This window comes from Microbulbifer mixtoriginis (SeqCode) (assembly GCF_052466865.1).
In genome coordinates this window covers 2,519,144-2,535,433 of record NZ_CP174293.1, presented here as the reverse complement: position 1 = coordinate 2,535,433, position 16,290 = coordinate 2,519,144, and the positions used below count along the sequence as shown (strand labels likewise).

The 16,290-nt window shown below is 50.4% G+C and carries 13 protein-coding genes; 5 read left to right on the top strand and 8 right to left on the bottom strand.

Going from position 1 to position 16,290, the window contains the following annotated elements; genetic code table 11:
- Nucleotides 1-104 precede the first annotated feature (104 nt).
- From murB to ACJJJA_RS11520, 7 genes are all read right to left on the bottom strand, one after another.
- Entirely contained in the window at nucleotides 105-1,121 is a 1,017-nt protein-coding gene (gene murB / locus ACJJJA_RS11550; protein ID WP_444885048.1) for a UDP-N-acetylmuramate dehydrogenase, read from the bottom strand.
- 10 nt (nucleotides 1,122-1,131) lie between these two features.
- The gene (gene kdsB, locus ACJJJA_RS11545; protein WP_444904680.1) at nucleotides 1,132-1,899 is read right to left on the bottom strand and encodes a 3-deoxy-manno-octulosonate cytidylyltransferase; all 768 of its coding nucleotides are present in this window, start codon (nucleotides 1,897-1,899) and stop codon (nucleotides 1,132-1,134) included.
- The gene (lpxK, locus tag ACJJJA_RS11540) at nucleotides 1,889-2,923 is read right to left on the bottom strand and encodes a tetraacyldisaccharide 4'-kinase (protein ID WP_444886104.1); all 1,035 of its coding nucleotides are present in this window, start codon (nucleotides 2,921-2,923) and stop codon (nucleotides 1,889-1,891) included. Before lpxK ends, kdsB begins: the two co-directional genes overlap by 11 nt.
- Nucleotides 2,924-2,931: 8 nt before the next feature.
- Nucleotides 2,932-4,746 (bottom strand): lipid A export permease/ATP-binding protein MsbA, encoded by a 1,815-nt coding sequence (gene msbA, locus ACJJJA_RS11535; RefSeq protein WP_252085812.1) that lies wholly within the window; start codon nucleotides 4,744-4,746, stop codon nucleotides 2,932-2,934.
- Between the two features lie 116 nt (nucleotides 4,747-4,862).
- The gene (locus ACJJJA_RS11530; RefSeq protein ID WP_252085811.1) at nucleotides 4,863-5,282 is read right to left on the bottom strand and encodes an ExbD/TolR family protein; all 420 of its coding nucleotides are present in this window, start codon (nucleotides 5,280-5,282) and stop codon (nucleotides 4,863-4,865) included.
- 15 nt (nucleotides 5,283-5,297) lie between these two features.
- Nucleotides 5,298-5,921: a MotA/TolQ/ExbB proton channel family protein gene (locus tag ACJJJA_RS11525; RefSeq protein ID WP_252085810.1), complete on the bottom strand. Its 624-nt coding sequence runs from the start codon at nucleotides 5,919-5,921 to the stop codon at nucleotides 5,298-5,300.
- 73 nt (nucleotides 5,922-5,994) lie between these two features.
- Nucleotides 5,995-8,571, bottom strand: coding sequence for a DNA internalization-related competence protein ComEC/Rec2 (locus ACJJJA_RS11520; protein WP_444904679.1), 2,577 nt, complete (start codon nucleotides 8,569-8,571; stop codon nucleotides 5,995-5,997).
- Nucleotides 8,572-8,856: 285 nt separating this feature from the next.
- Between ACJJJA_RS11520 and ACJJJA_RS11515 the strand changes: the two genes are divergently transcribed.
- The gene (locus ACJJJA_RS11515; RefSeq protein WP_444885053.1) at nucleotides 8,857-9,834 is read left to right on the top strand and encodes a porin; all 978 of its coding nucleotides are present in this window, start codon (nucleotides 8,857-8,859) and stop codon (nucleotides 9,832-9,834) included.
- Between the two features lie 130 nt (nucleotides 9,835-9,964).
- Here the strand turns inward: ACJJJA_RS11515 and ACJJJA_RS11510 are convergent, their stop codons facing one another.
- Nucleotides 9,965-11,449: a bifunctional 2-methylcitrate dehydratase/aconitate hydratase gene (locus ACJJJA_RS11510; protein WP_444904678.1), complete on the bottom strand. Its 1,485-nt coding sequence runs from the start codon at nucleotides 11,447-11,449 to the stop codon at nucleotides 9,965-9,967.
- 230 nt (nucleotides 11,450-11,679) lie between these two features.
- Here ACJJJA_RS11510 and ACJJJA_RS11505 point away from each other — a divergent pair, with 230 nt between their 5' ends.
- From ACJJJA_RS11505 to ACJJJA_RS11490, 4 genes are all read left to right on the top strand, one after another.
- On the top strand, nucleotides 11,680-12,297 hold the full coding sequence (locus ACJJJA_RS11505) for a Crp/Fnr family transcriptional regulator (protein WP_444886101.1): 618 nt from the start codon (nucleotides 11,680-11,682) through the stop codon (nucleotides 12,295-12,297).
- Between the two features lie 117 nt (nucleotides 12,298-12,414).
- Complete coding sequence (locus tag ACJJJA_RS11500; protein WP_444904677.1) at nucleotides 12,415-12,975, top strand: cytochrome P460 family protein; 561 nt, start codon at nucleotides 12,415-12,417, stop codon at nucleotides 12,973-12,975.
- 239 nt (nucleotides 12,976-13,214) lie between these two features.
- Nucleotides 13,215-14,513 carry a prephenate-dependent tRNA uridine(34) hydroxylase TrhP gene (trhP, locus tag ACJJJA_RS11495; protein WP_444904676.1) on the top strand — a complete coding sequence of 433 codons (1,299 nt, stop codon included), beginning with the start codon at nucleotides 13,215-13,217 and terminating at the stop codon, nucleotides 14,511-14,513.
- Between the two features lie 499 nt (nucleotides 14,514-15,012).
- Nucleotides 15,013-16,263 carry an efflux RND transporter periplasmic adaptor subunit gene (locus ACJJJA_RS11490; protein WP_444904675.1) on the top strand — a complete coding sequence of 417 codons (1,251 nt, stop codon included), beginning with the start codon at nucleotides 15,013-15,015 and terminating at the stop codon, nucleotides 16,261-16,263.
- The last annotated feature ends 27 nt before the right edge of the window (nucleotides 16,264-16,290 follow it).

The window sequence follows — 16,290 nt, the reverse complement described above, 5'->3', positions numbered from 1 at the left end:
CAGAATTCTTTATAGAAACCAGTATAAAGTCCTGTCATCAAAACCAGACAGGACTTAGGGCTCGCACTTTGCGAATACTCGAAAGGCAGTTTATTTACTGAGTTTTAAGGGTAAAAGCGTGGCTCCGGCTCGAGGGAAACACCAAATTTTGAATGTATATCGGCAGCAATATCCTGAGCAAGCTGTACTAATTCACGGCCTGCTCCCCTGCCAGGATTAATCAGCACCAGTGCCTGGCGCTCATGGACTCCAACCGCACTGCGCCGTAAACCACGCCAGCCAGCGCGATCTATTAACCAACCAGCGGCAAGCTTCCAATCCTCGCCGGCCGCGAAAGCAACTAGATCGGGATGCTCTGCTTTTAGACTCTGATAGAGATCCGTATCTACCACCGGGTTTTTGAAAAAACTCCCAGCATTGGGGATCTCAGTAGGCAAAGGCAGTTTGTTACTCCGGATATCAATAACTGCTTGAGCAATCTGAGTAGGTGTCGGGTGGTTTGCATCCCAATTGTGCTGCGAAATATATTGGCGCAGTGCCGGGTAGTCAACGCGCGGCTGCCAGTCTTGTGGCAACTGCAAATTCACCTGGGTAATAATATACTGGTCGCGCAGACGCCCTTTAAAAACACTATCCCGATAGGCAAAACCACAATCGTCTTTAGTAAAGTCGTGCAGCTCACCTGTGGCCACTTCCATAGCCTGCAAGCTTGTAAAGCGATCACACAACTCGATACCGTAGGCACCTATATTTTGGATCGGTGCCGCACCAATCTTACCGGGAATCAGTGCAAGATTTTCAAGTCCACCTATGCCACTGTTGACAGTAGCCATAACCAGCTGGTGCCAATTTTCCCCAGCCGCAGCTTCAATAGTATGCCCCTGACTATTGGGCTCTATTAAAAGTCCTCGCAAGTCGACCTGGATAACAAGACCTGGGAAATCATCGGTCAACACAACATTGCTACCACCCCCCAAGGGTAAGATTGGTAGTTTCTGTGTTCTGGCAAAGGTCAATGCCTCTCGCAGCTGATCCAGGTTTTGCACCCTGGCAAAGTGGGCGCTACGAGCCGAAATTGCCAAGGTGTTGTGGGGCTGCAGATCAATATCAGTTTCTATCATGCAGGTAACTTTAACCGAGAAACTCACGCATTCGCTGGAGATCCTGCTCGGTGTCTACACCACCGGGCACCTCCGCGCAGGCAACAGCCACATGAATATTCTCATCGTGATACAAAAAACGCAGCTGCTCTAGGGCTTCAAACTGCTCCAGCGGCGCCACTGGCCAAGTAACAAAACTTTGCAGCAGCGCTACACGATAAGCATAGATACCGATATGACGACGTGGTTCCAACCCCTGCGGCAACTCATTTGCGTGCGCAGCAAAGGCATCGCGCGGCCAAGGTATTGGGGCACGGGAGAAATAGCGGGCTAACCCGGATTGTGCAGCAACCACCTTAACAATATTAGGGTTGCGGAAATCTTCCACCGTAAGAATAGGTTCGCACAGGGTAGCCACACCGGCGCGGGTATTTTCCGCAAGGTTAGCGGCTACCTGATTAATTACCTGAGCAGGAATTAAAGGCTCATCCCCCTGTACATTCACCAGAATACGGTCATCGGCTAAACCCAGGTTAACAGCGACTTCCTGTAGGCGGTCAGTGCCCGATGCGTGATCAGCAGAGGTCATACACACCTCACCGCCAAAGCCTCGAACTGCCTCCGCTACACGCATGTCGTCGGTGGCAACGATGACCCTCTCTGCATCACTCTCGCAAGCCCTCTCAAAGACATGCTGAACCATGGGTTTGCCGGCAATATCTGCCAAGGGCTTGCCCGGTAAACGACTGGAGCCAAAGCGGGCGGGAATAATGACATCAAATGAGTGTTTATTTTTCATCTTTGGAGAACTGTTGCAGGTGCTGGTGCACCTTCTGATAAAAAAGATCTGGCAACTTGGCACGCACTTCCAGCGCCCACCAGTGACTCTCCCAGAAATCGCGACACTTCACCGCGTCTTTCATCGTCATAATCACTGGTGTCTCGCCATCGAAATGCAGCTCCTGGGGGCTGAACTGGTGATGATCCGCAAAGGGCTGCTCCATCACCTTGTAGCCCATACGTTGCAGTGCGCGGAAAAAACGTTTGGGGTTTCCTATCGCTGCCACCCCATGGCAGGGGCCTGGCTCAGGGCCTGAGGTCAGGCGCAGCGTAGAGGTCTGATCAAGGTTAAACTGGTGCCAGCAGGCAGGCTCCAAAGTCATCTGGTATTCCAGTAGCGCACCGCACTGCTGTTTCACACTGGCTTCAGGCTCGCCATTACTCACCACCAAATCGACACTCTGTAAACGACTAATGGGTTCCCGCAAAGGGCCACGAGGGAGCATATGCCCATTACCGAGACCGCGACTGCCATCCACCACGCAGATTTCAAAGCTTCGCCAGAGGCTGTAATGCTGCAAACCATCATCAGAGAGAATCACATCACACTGGTGGTAATCAACTAACGCCCTCGCCGCTTCACTGCGATTGGGGGAAACCATCACCGGTACCCCGGTGATCAAATGCAACATCAGCGGTTCATCACCGGATTCCAGAGGGTGAGACTGAGCAGTTACCTGGTAGGGATATTGCTCTGCACGGCCACCATAGCCACGGCTAACAATCCCGGGATTTTTCCCCCGCTCTTTTAGCCAGCGAGCCAACTCTGCCACCAATGGCGTCTTACCAGCACCACCGACGGTGATATTGCCTACAACAATAACAGGTACCGATAGTGGTTCCGGTGGGGTGCGGGAACTGATCACCCTGCGCCGATTACTCACTCCGCTATAGAGCAACTCCAAAGGCGTAAGCAGAGATAAGGCAGGGCTTGTACCGTCCTTCTTGTACCAGCGCTTGTTGAACCAGTCTTCCAGTGACATCCAGTGCCCTAACCCATTGTCTGCTGTTGTAATAATGTGGCATAGCGCCCACCCCGGGCGAGCAGTTCGCTGTGCTTGCCACTCTCTACGATACGCCCTTTCTCCATAACCAGGATTCGATCCGCACTTTCAATCGTACTGAGACGGTGGGCTATCACAAAGGTGGTGCGATTTTTCATAACTTCTGTCAGAGCCGACTGGATATGGCGCTCTGATTCATTGTCCAGTGCTGAAGTTGCCTCATCGAGAATCAATACCGGTGCATCTTTTAATAGCGCCCGCGCAATAGACAATCGCTGTCTTTGGCCACCGGAAAGCATCTGGGCATTGTCCCCCAATACAGTTTCCAAACCTTGAGGTAGCTCCTCAATAAAGTTAGCCGCATGCGCCAACTCGATAGCCCGCAAGACATTCTCTTTCGGTGCTCCTTCCAAATCGCCATAGGCGATGTTGCGATAGACGCTGTCGTTAAATAGGACGATATTTTGGGACACCATGCTGATATGTCGGCGTAAATCTTGTAGGGGAACCGTTGAAATATCGACTCCATCAAGAAGGATCCGCCCGCCAGTGGGCTCGTAAAAACGCGCCAGCAGACTGGCAAGCGTTGTTTTACCGGAACCCGACGCCCCTACCAGCGCAACTGTTTCGCCCGGCTCCACCGAGAAGCTAATATTCGACAGCACCTGGGGAGCGGCCTCATCGTAACTAAAATCGAGAGACTCAAAGGTAACCGCACCACGCACTGGCTTGGGCAGCACCTCGCGGCCGCCCTCTGGCTCACTGGGGGTATCCATTACTTCAAAAATACTTTCCGCGGCGGCAATTCCCTTCTGAATATCTGCAAAAACTTCTGAAAGGCTGCGAACCGGCTTGGCCAGAGAAGCTGCGGCACCAATATAAGCGGCAAAGACCCCCGCGGTCATGGATTCCACCATACCCGGAGCCAGGGCAAACCACACAATAGTGGCAGTAGATAGGCCAACCAGAATCTGAATCACCGACACGCTGGCATTGTTGGCCACCACCAGCTTCATAAATTGTCGGCGGTTATTGTCACTGGCAGATTCAAAACGTGAATTCTCATATTCTTGACCACCATACATCCGTACTACTTGATAGCCATTAATCGCCTCCTGGGTAACATGAGTGACATCACCCATGGAGTTTTGGATGCGATGGCTCAGTTTACGGAATCGTTTGCCCACCGTACGCACGATTAGAGCAATCAAGGGGGCAAAAAGGAAAAAGGTCAATGTCAGCTTCCAGTTCACCAACAACAAGTAAGCCAGCAGCGCAACGGTAGTAAAAGTCTCGCGAAATAAAACCTTAACCGCCTTGGTAATGGAATTGGTAACCTGCTCAACATTGTATGAGACTTTGGAAATCAGGTAGGCACCCGTGTAACGGTCAAAATAGGCACTAGGCAGCTGGCCAATCTTCTCAAACAACTGCGAGCGCAACTGGTGAATAATTGCGCGCCCCACATAGGCGAGACCATAACTGCCAACAAAGTTACCAATCGCACGCAGCAGAATAATGATGAGCATGGCCAGAGGTACCAGCCAACGCGCAGTCTCCTGTGGCATTACCCCATCGGGATAATAGGAGGCTACGTATTTCGAGAGAAAACCTCTGCTTTCTTGGATGCCAGCGCCCACCGCATCTAACAGCAGCTCCGTAACGGCAATTAAGCTGACGCCCATGGTGGAAAACAGGAAAAATCCCAGCACTGCAACAGCAAAAATCGCTAGGTGCGGCCGAGCGTACGCGAGTAAACGACGATAGGTGTGCGCCCCGTGCTGTGGTTTACGGGGGGGCATGGTTACTTTCTTCATACAGACCAATGACTGGACTCGCCCCAACCCCTTAGGCAGTGGGGCGAGTACGCTCGCAAGGCTAATCGTCCATCCCTGGCATTAAAGCAAAGCCCAGCGCGCTAGTTCTCTTCTGGTTGCCGTGTAGTAATGCTTAGGTTGACAAAGCCTAGCTGTCCAGCGGCATCCATTGCCCGCACCACAGCCTGATGGTGAGCTGTAGCGTCGGCGGTTATCACAAGCGGGCGATTGTACTCGCCTGCAGAAACTTCCGACAGCGCAGATTTCAAAGTGGTCAACTTTTTGTTGATCAACCCCTGGCCATTTACCGAATAAGAACCATCGGCACTGATCAGAATTTCAACAGAACGAGGCTGCTCTTCTGCCTGAGGCCCAGCGGCCTCGGGCAAATTTAACTTCAAATGGCTCTCTTTGGTGAATGTGGTCGACACCATAAAGAAAATCAGCAGAAGAAAGACCACATCGATTAATGGCGTAAGGTTTACCCCATCCTGCTCTTTGGTTTGGCGGCGAAATTGCATCGATTGCTACCTCACTCAGGCCGCTTTTTCAATTTTGCGGTCACTGTGTAAGGCATCCACCAGCTTCACGGCTTCCTGTTCCATGGTTACCACAATAGTATCCACTCGGCGCTGGAAGTATCTGTGCGCCATTAGCGCTGGAATCGCCACAGTCAAACCCGCCGCCGTAGTAATCAGAGCCTGGCTGATACCACCGGCCAAAATACCCGCATTGCCGGTGCCCTCCAGCATAATTGCCGTGAAAACCTGGATCATACCGATGACAGTCCCAAGCAAACCGATCAATGGCGCAATCGCGGCGATGGTGCCGAGGGCATTGAGGAAACGCTCCAGCTCGTGTACTACCTGGCTTGCAGTTTCCTCAATACTGTCTCTCATTACTTCACGGCCGTGGCGGGAATTGGAAAGTCCTGCGGCAAAAATTCGTCCGAGTGGGCTGGAATCACGCAGCTCCTTAAGTTTCTCACTATTGACCTGGTTGCTTTTTAGCCACCCCCACACTTCTCCAAGTAAAGTGCGCGGTGCAATACGCTGGGGATTCAACGTCCAAAAACGCTCAATGCTGATAGCAATAACAGCAACGGAACACAACAGGATCGGCAACATCAACCAGCCGCCAGATTTTATTATTTCAAACACTTTTCTTGGCCCTAAACAGCGAGAGGGATTTCAGGAATTTCTTCTGCATCTTAGACGCAGGAGTCGCACTTTATCACAGCTGCTCTCGGCGGCTAAGTCTTCCACTCGGCTCAGCCTCGCCATTGTGATCCGCATACCAAAACCGTGGCGTTGAACGACCCCAGCTGATCACAGGCTCCGAGGTGCCTCTTTGCCAAGAAAGCTCGACAGCTCCACTTTGTGCTGTATTAAAAATTTGCGTATCCATCGCACGATAACGTGCGACTACATTCGCATGGGGATGGCCAAAATGATGACGATAGCCTGCGCTGAATATCACTCGCTCAGGCCTTGCCCAGCTCAGTAAAGTCTGGGATGAAGAAGTCTTAGAACCATGATGAGGCGCCACCAATAAATCTACTGGCTTCTCCATTGGATAAAGCTCCACAAGACGGCGTTCTACGGAGCTTGTGATATCCCCAGTAAGTAAAATACGCACTTGTTGCCATTCAATTAGAGCCACACAACTTTGATCATTTTCCTCTCCATCAATTTTTTTTTGCAGTGGCCATAACCAACGTACAGAGAGCTCACCGAAATAAAGCCTTTCACCCGCGACACAGGAGTCTGCTCGTATATCAAAATCCCCCACCAGTTTTTTTCCCAGTTGCCCTGGAGCATAGAAATTATTGACAGGCAGTGACTGCAATAGCGCCGCCACCCCACCCGCATGATCCCTGTCACCATGGCTGACAACCAACACATCGAGTTCTCTCACCCCGACTCCACTCAAATAAGGAGCAACAATGGCCCCTCCAGCACTCCAACCCGATGGCGAGAGAGGTCCGGTATCAAAGACAAGGCGCGCTTCTTGGGAGCGGACCGAGAGAGCCAGACCCTGGCCAACATCCAAAGCGGTGAAAGTAAGCCCCTGACGACCTGGTGTCGAAACAGGCAGCATAGATTGGAGCAAAGGAAGCAGAAACAAGCAGCCCAGATATCGTCCCGGCACACCCCTGGGTAAGATTAATAACAGGGCGCCCAGTGCGGATAAGACAAGCAGGGTTGTGCTTTGAGGCGTTATCAAAGGCTGCCAGGTAGGAACAAAATCCCGGGCATACTTCAGCATTTCCATGAGAAGAGTCAGTTGCCAGTCGGCAAATTTAAAGCACCAGATTCCAAGGCCAGTCCCTAACAGTAAGGTGCCAAGCATCAAGGCCGGCAGTATTATCAAACCAAGCCAGGGAATTGCCATCAGGTTCAGCAGCATTCCGCCAGAGCTGTACCCAGAAAAATACACTACCGAGGGTAAAATCAAACCCAGCGCCACCAGCCATTGACTGCGCAATAATTGTACAAAGGTGGAGAACCAGCGTAAAAACCAAGCTTCCACGTGCCTTTTCATCCCCACATGAGCACTCGCCTCACTTCCCTCCACACCGTTCTCCGTTGTCCTCTCTTGCCTAACAGAGCTACGCCCAGAAAACCCCAAGAGAAGCGCACCCACAGCGGCGAATGACAGCCAAAACCCGGCTCCGAAGAAAGCCAATGGCTGGATAATTAGCACTAATGCCAAAGCGAGAGAAAAAGCCAAGCCAGCGCCTACCCGTCGCCGCCAATGCCAAGCCAGCAGCAATACCCAGGTCATCACCAGGGCCCTTTGGGCGGAGAGAGGAGCACCAGCCAACAAGGTATAGGTTAGAGTGCCAATAAGCGCCAACAACATCGGAATCCACCTGGGACAGGTCCCCATCAATACCCCGAGAGCCCTCGCCAATACCTGCCCCAACAGCAGTAAAAACCCAGCCACCATGCCCACATGCAGGCCCGATATTGCCAAAAGGTGTGCCGTCCCTGTCTGCTTTAACAGGTCACTGTCGGCACGGGAAAGGCCGCTGCGATCCCCTAGTAACAGTGCTGTAACCAGGGCGCTTTGGTTTATCGGTAGCCTTTGAAGCTTCTGCCTAAAAGCATCTCGCAGGGCGGATAGCCCCATGCCCTGGCTCAACCACTGTGGGTCGCCATTTTGCGGGCGCACATACCCCGTTGCATAAACACCCCGCCGTAAGAGCCAGCCCTCATAGTCAAAGGTATGGGGATTTACACTACCGCGTGGACGCTTTAACCGCACCGGTAAATCCCAGTGGCTATTACCTCGCAGCAGCCTTTGCACCTCAACATCTGCGCGGTACCAGGTGAGATAAAGAAGGCTACCTGAATGAACTTCCCCCGGCCCCGCCTCCAGTATTCTCGCCTGGAAGCGTATATCCCGGGTAGCACCCCTCTGTAACGCTGGATTACTCCTGACCTCGTCGGGGAGGGATACAACCTCAACCCTTAGACGTTGATCAATGCCATGAGCCGATTCAGGTAAACGCTGCTCAAGCGCGGCTTTATTGCTCGATAAAGCCCAGAGAGCACCGAGCAACGAGATGACAAGTAATAGGCAGAGAGCGCGTGTTTGAGGGAGGGAAACCAACAATAGGAAGGCAATAATATATACCCACAGTACTCCCCCTATTTCTGGTAGAGACGGCAACAAACCAATAGCAGCAACTGATAGAGAGAAGACCCAAAGGGCCAGCGTAGGGCTCCATAGCCACAGAGTAGTCTTAGGGTCCCAACCCACATCCAGCCTGCACTTTTTTTGTACAGGGTTTATGGTTCTCATCCTTGTCCGAAGCCCCGTGATAGCAATAGATCAGAAAATTTGACACCGCACACAAAACAGGCACCATAGAACCAAAACATGTCTATAACCGGCGCGCCATGCCGCATAGTGACTGCCTTAACTGCTATACATGGCACCCGCTGGTCATATTTTTTTAAGAAAAATGCCATGTTTAACATGTTTGTAATATTCAGGTCGCAGAATCCGCACCAAATCGAGGGGCAACCAACAGACTGAACGGAAGGCTTCCCCTCAACCCACAACCATAAACTGTGCGAGACGACTATGAATAAGACCGCTCTCTCTCTGGCCATTGTTGCCATGATCCCGACTCTGGCCAACGCCCAAGAAGAAGGCGATGTCCTCGACTTTTACGGCAAAGCCAATGTTACCTTCCAGTCTGCTGACGAAGGTGACGGCTCTGTAACCGATGTTCAAAGCAACGCTTCCCGCCTGGGCGTTAAGGGTGAGATCGCCCTGACCGACGGCATCAAGGGTATCTACCGTATGGAATACGAAGTAGATATGGACGGCGACGCTGATGACACTTTCTCTCAACGCAATATCTACGCTGGACTGGAAGGCGGCTTCGGTCAGGTAATCGCGGGTAAGTTCGACACCCCGTTGAAAGTTGCCCAGAAGAAAGTTGACCTGTTCAACGACCTGGAAGGCGATATTAAAAGCCTGATCACCAGCAGCGACAACCGCGAAGAAGACGCTCTGCAGTACACTACCCCGTCTTTCGCGGGCTTCAAAGCTTCTGCTGCTTATATCAGCAATAAAGATGAGGTAATTGGTTACGAGATCATTGGCCAAAATGATGATGGCAGTGACATCTTAGGCAAAGAAATCAAGCGCAATAATGGCATCTCCACTTCTATTGCTTACGACAACAACGGCGTTTACATGGCCTACGCTTTCGACCAAGACGTGGAAGGCCAGGACGTTGACGTTCAGCGCTTTGTAGCCCAGTACAACATCGGCCCTGTACAGGTTGGTGCCCTGTTTGAAGACCAGGAAAACGCTGACGGTGAAAACGCTGACGGCTGGATGAGCTCTGTAGCTTACAAAATCGAGCAGTGGACTCTGAAAGCACAGTACGGTCAGTCTGACATTAAGAAAGAAGACGGCGAAACTTACAGCCTGGGTGTTGACTACAAGTTCAACAGCGCCGCTAAAGTATTCGGCTTCTACACCGATGAAACAGCTGATGGCGATTACGACCGCAGCTATGCCGGTATCGGTGCTGAATACAAGTTCTAAGAGCGCTTTTAACGACGATCATCCGAATTGGGAAGCGCTGTTTGACCGTCGTATGATTTAAGAGCTTGAATTAGGCGACCTATGGTCGCCTTTTTTGTTGGAAGTTCCAAAGCCGCAATGCGGCAGCTTATTAAATAACCAACTTATCCATAAGAAGATGAACTGGCATTGCCTGTAACTGTTGTTGATCAGCAAATAAAGCTAATATTTTCTCTGCTTGGCCTGAAGGGAAACGTGCAGCCAGATTGGAATGGAATTTCTTCAACAAAAGCGGTATCCCCTCTTTACGGCGTCGACGATGACCAAGGGGGTATTCCACCACTACATTCTCTGTTGCCTTGCCCCCCCTAAAAAATATTTGCACACCATTTGCGATCGAACGTTTCTCCGGATCAAGATAATCCTTCGAATAGCAGCCATCCTCAACAACGGTAATTTTCCCGCGCAGCTCATCAATTTCCGGATGGGACTGATGGAATTCATCCTCATAAAAACTAGCCTGCAAATCCCCAAATAAAAGAGCCACAGCCACGATATATTGCAGGCAGTGATCGCGGTCCGCCGGATTGGAGAGGGGGCCGGTTTTACTAATAATTCGTATTGCGGATTCGTGAGTAGTCACGACAATTCTCTCTATGTCTTGCACCCTGCCCCTTACCAATGGATGTAAAACTATCGCGGCTTCACAGGCCGTCTGGCCATGGAATTCTGCCGGGAAGGAAATCTTGAAAAGGATATTCTCCATTACATAGGAGCCGAATCGACGCGGAAAACGGAACTGCCGCTCCTCCAACGGTTTTATTACCTGATCAGCATTGGTTTTACTGAAAGCCACGTCATAAAAGCCCCACTGCTTCGCCGTAAGTACGGTTGGTATACCCATCTCACCACGCATGGCCATATCCGCCAAGCGAACTCCCCTTGCCGTGGCATCTCCTGCCGCCCAAGATTTACGCGAACCCGTATTGGGGAAGTGCCTGTAGGTACGCAGGGCGCTACCATCTACCCAGGCCTGGGAAATCGCCGCCAGTAATTCTTCCCTGCCCCCCCCCATCAACCAAGTAGCAATCGCTGTAGAAGCCACGCGAACCAACAATACATGGTCCAAGCCGACGCGGTTAAAGCTGTTTTGTAATGCCAGTACACCTTGGATCTCATAAGCCTTGATCATCGCCTCCATCACCTTTCCCATTGTCAGGGGCTCTTCCCCTGCACTCAACCGCTTCTGAGAAAGGAAGTCGCACACCGCCAAGATAGCGCCCAGATTGTCAGATGGATGCCCCCACTCTTCGGCCAGCCAAGTATCATTGAAATCCAGCCAGCGGATAGTACAGCCTATATCCCAGGCAGCTTTAACCGGATCCATGCAAAATTGGGTACCCGGCACACGAGCCCCATTGGGCACCACCGTCCCCTCAACTAGAGGGCCTAATAGTTTCGTACACTCGGGAAAACCCAGTGAAAGAAAAGCACAACCCAAGGAATCCATCAGGCAGTAGCGCGCTGTTTGCCAGGCCTCATTGGAATAAACTTCAAAATTGAGAACGTAATCGGCAATATCCTGGATTACCTGATCATAAATTAGATGGCCAGTTTGATCTGAGTCGGTGCGCATAACAGAAGGCCTGATGGTACTGTGAAGAAATTAAATAAGCCTAGTAATTTTTTAGCTGTATCTTTCACTTTGTAAATGGATAACAAGATTTGAGCGCTACGACATTGATGGCTTGCTTTTTCGTGTATATTGTCATCCTGTGAATTTCACTAATATTCGACCAAGATTGAAAAGGTAAGAGGGTTTGTGATTAGTCTATACACTCCAACCTCCAATAAGAAAACACTAAATTGCAAACAATAGCGACTAAAACAAAAAGAGTATGCTGCACCACAGAAACAGTGTTATTTCGTCAGGGAGTGGCCTCCCGAAATATTTATTTTATACATGCCGGTTATGTTCTTATCCATAAAGTGGACTTTAATGGCAACCGGGGACTTGTAGACCTGTATGGGCCAGGCTCCTGGTTTGGCCCAGGTCTTGGCGGAAATTCACAAGAAATAGAAGCAATTGCCAAAATAGGTTGTGAGCTAGAAGTCGCTTTTCCAGAAAATCTCAATGGCCTGTTACATTCACTGTCACAAACCCAGCAAGACCTTATAGAGCATCTAGCCAACAGGGAGTCTTTATTACAACAGCGTATATTTCAGCATATAACCGCGCCCCTAGCTGTTAGATTGGCAAGTTTATTATCCCAACTCTTTCATTTTCGGGGGCAACCTTGCGCTCACGGGCATGAATTAGATGTAAAGCTTTCACAATCTGAGCTAGCGGCTATGGCCGGCGGCAGTAGACAAACTGTTAGCCAACTACTTAGCACCTGGAAACACAAAGGCATTATTGATTACACACGCCAACATATTTGCCTACTAAACAAAGGCGCCCTCGAAGGCTTAGCGCAAGGCTAAATTTGGCTTTAGTGTCAGCTAGCTGACAGTTGATCGTCCCTCTCCTCCCTATACTTCCAAACAATGAGGGCTAGACCTAGTCCCCACCTCCATGGAATCAACATAGGAAGAGGCATTATGCGCACAATCTGCTTAGTTACACTGGGAATACTGTTTAGCCTACAGGCCATAGCTCAAGAGAATCTAAAGTCCACTTTCAGTCATTTCGTTGACGCACAGGGAAACATCACATTACCCAAGGATTACCGCCAAGAATGGACATTTCTCGGCTCTTACCGAGTAAAGTCATCCAGTGGCAAGGGCTGGGATACTCACATTGTTTACACTCAACCTGAAGCAGTTAAAGCCTTTCGCAAAAATGGAAAATTCCCGGATGGCGCAGTCCTGGTAAAAGATGTCAACAGCACCAAATCAGAACCATTAACCACAGGCTTGGCTTACTACTCTACTGATCTCCAGTTCACCTTTATGATGGTAAAGGACACAGAAGGGAGATTTCCCAAGAATGAGGCCTGGGCAGAAGGTTGGGGATGGGCTTTATTCAAGCCAGGGGTAGCAAAAAGTGAAACCAAAACCTGGAAGGGCAGCGGGCTTAACAACTGTTTTGGATGCCATTTACCAGCCAAGAATAATGACTGGGTCTATACACAAGGCTATCAACAGGTCCTACAGAACTAAAAAGTACACAGCAAAAATTAGAGGTTAGAGGTTAGAGGTTAGAGGTCTATTATTCGGCTAGAGTAACAGGCATAGATTCCCTCCAGATCAGCTTATCACCCCCACCCCAGCGCTAATTGATTTATATCAATTAGCGCGATCTTGAATACCGTTAACATGCGGCCGCGTCCGACTATTCCACTATGAGTTTTTCCGTGTTTAAACCTGAGTTACTGTCCCCCGCAGGGACTTTAAAAAATATGCGATATGCGTTTGCCTATGGTGCCGATGCCGTTTATGCAGGCCAGCCCCGCTACAGCTTGCGTGTGCGCAATAATGAATTTAAAAATATTGAAACCCTGCGCCTAGGTATAGAAGAAGCACACCAGCAAGGAAAACAGTTCTATATCGCTTCCAATATCGCCGCCCACAACGATAAAGTTCGCAGTTACCTGCGGGACCTGGAAGAAATTGTTGAAATGGGACCTGACGCCCTTATTATGTCCGACCCAGGCCTGATAATGATGGTAAGGGAGCGTTGGCCTGATCTGCCAGTCCACCTATCCGTACAGGCCAATGCGGTAAACTACGCGACCGTAAAGTTCTGGCATCGCCAGGGGTTATCTCGGGTGATACTTTCCCGAGAACTGTCCCTGGATGAGATTGAGGAAATTCGCCAGAAAGTGCCTGAGATGGAGCTGGAAGTCTTTGTCCACGGTGCACTCTGTATCGCCTATTCCGGGCGCTGCTTGCTATCCGGTTATATGACCCATAGAGATGCCAACCAGGGCGCCTGCACCAACTCCTGCCGCTGGCAATACCAAGCTCATGAAGCCAAAGAGAATGAAGTTGGCGAATTGATTCATGTGCAAAACCAGGAATCTATCCAAAAACCCATCCAGCAACCCACCTCCGCCAGTGACAATACTTCCCAGGCCTTTTTACTACAGGAAGAAGGTCGCCCTGGCGAATATATGCCGGCCTACGAAGATGAGCACGGTACCTACATCATGAACTCCAAAGATTTGCGGGCCGTACAGCATGTCAAGCGCCTCACGGAAATGGGGGTTCACTCTTTAAAAATCGAAGGTCGCACCAAATCCCACTACTATGTGGCTCGTACTGCTCAGATCTATCGTCGCGCCATAGACGACGCTGCAGCAGGAAAAGACTTCGACATGAAGATGATGGACGAATTGGAAACCCTCTCGAATAGGGGCTACACGGAAGGTTTCTACCGCCGCCATCCACCAGCAGAATACCAGCAATATGAAAAGGGATTGGTATCAACTCCGGGCCAGCAGTTTGTCGGCGAGCTTATTGACGGCAATCCAGAGTATTTGACGATTGATGTTAAAAATCGCTTTGAACACGGTGATCAATTGGAATTAATGACTCCCAGCGGTAGCTTGTTCTTCCCCTTGGAACAAATGGAGAATACGGAAGGCAAAGCGATCGATGTAGCTCCGGGATCCGGGCATATCGTGCAGATACCCCGACCAGAGGGGGTTGATGACGATCAACTTCAACAGGCGCTATTGGTCAAAGCTCTGGGATAACCCCCGGCCTGTAATTTGCACTAAGGCTTATCAAGCCCTTCTTTTTACAAACCTATTTTGTTAACGGTGTAGTGGTTTAGACAAACCACCGGATTCACTAAGCCACGACACCTTTATTTCCATCATATCTCTTCCTTTTAACTTGTGAGTTGATCCCCAAAATTCATTGGGTAATCGTTAAACTTCTCAAGTGACTGCCCGCCTCACAATATTCAAACCGTCCTGTATTTCCCCACCATTCACCGCAAGGAACTGGTTCTTGTGCCAATTTTCCTGCATTTTCAGCCTCACCTAAAACCCTTATACAGCCCTGAGTTTTGATCACAAAAATATGCTCGACAGTACTAATTACAAGATAAGAACCCGCCCTCCCTCGGAGTTCCAACAGGAATACACCCGTTTTAAATAGTTATGATTTTCCACCTCTAACTCGCCTCCGCATCAAGGTTTCACAGCAGAAAAGCGTGTAACGATTGCTTAACCAAGGAAATGCCGCAATATGGATATTATTAAACCTAAGAAACGCCCCCTGATTAAGCACCCTTTAATGCTGGGTGGTGCTGCCCTAGCTTTTGTGGCATTTACCAGCACCCTCCTGTTACTTCCTGACAGCGCCTACAAAGTTGAGCGGGAACAGCTGATGCTAGGTACCGTCCAACGGGGAGACCTGCAGGTTGTGGTAGATGGCTACGGTAGGCTGCGTTCAGACAAGCAGACTTTAATTACCGCCCTAACCGCAGCGAATGTTGAAAAAATCATGTTGCGTCCCGGTGCAGAAGTACAAAGTGATAGCGTCATTATGCAACTGAGCAATCCAGAGTTAATGCGCGATCTGGATGCAGCCGAAACCTCCCTGGAACAAGAGGAAGCTAATTTGCGCCGGCTTGTTCTGAACAACCAGCGCGATGTGCTCGCGGAGGAAGCCATACTCGCGGAACTGAATTCCAATTACCAAGTGATCAAGTTGCGCCGCGAAGCTGAGGACGAACTGGTAAAAAGTGGAGTGGTTTCCCAGCTCACCTACCAAACCACCGTCTTACGCCAAGAGCAGATGAAAAAACGTGTGGACCTGCAAAAACAGCGTATCAACCACCTGCGCAAAGTCGCCGTCGAATCAGAGTTAATCCAGCGCGAGCAAATCAACCAAGCCCAGACCCAACTGCAGAGCATCCAACAGCGGACAGATCGCCTCACAGTACGCGCCGGCCTGGACGGCATACTACAACGACTACCAGTAGAGCTAGGGCAAGGTGTCGACCCCGGCCAGGAACTGGCTCTGATCGGCAGCGAGACAGATCTACTCGCCTTGGTTCAAGTCCCACAATCTAAAGCAGAACAACTGGAGGTTGGCCAGCCCGCTGAAATTGATACCCGCAGGGAAAAAGTCGAAGGTGTGGTAACCCGTATTACTCCTGAGGTTCGGGACGGCAATATTGAAGTGGAAATTGCTTTTAGCGCAGGCGCTCCGGAGTCTGCCAGGCCACAACTCAACGTCGATGCCCGGATCTTCACCGCCACTATGGAAGATACACTGTTCGTCGAGAGACCTATCAATGTGCAGAGGCACAGTGAGGCCAATCTCTTCCTGATTAACGAAAACGGGGAGGAAGCGGCACTCCAACCCATCAGCTTCGGCGAGGAGTCAGGTCGATATATCCAGATCACCCAAGGCCTCAATGAAGCGGACCGCATCATCCTCTCGGATATGGCCAATTTTAATGAAGCTGAGCATATCCAGATTGTTGACTAAAGCCTGAAACCCAAAGCGAGAACAGGG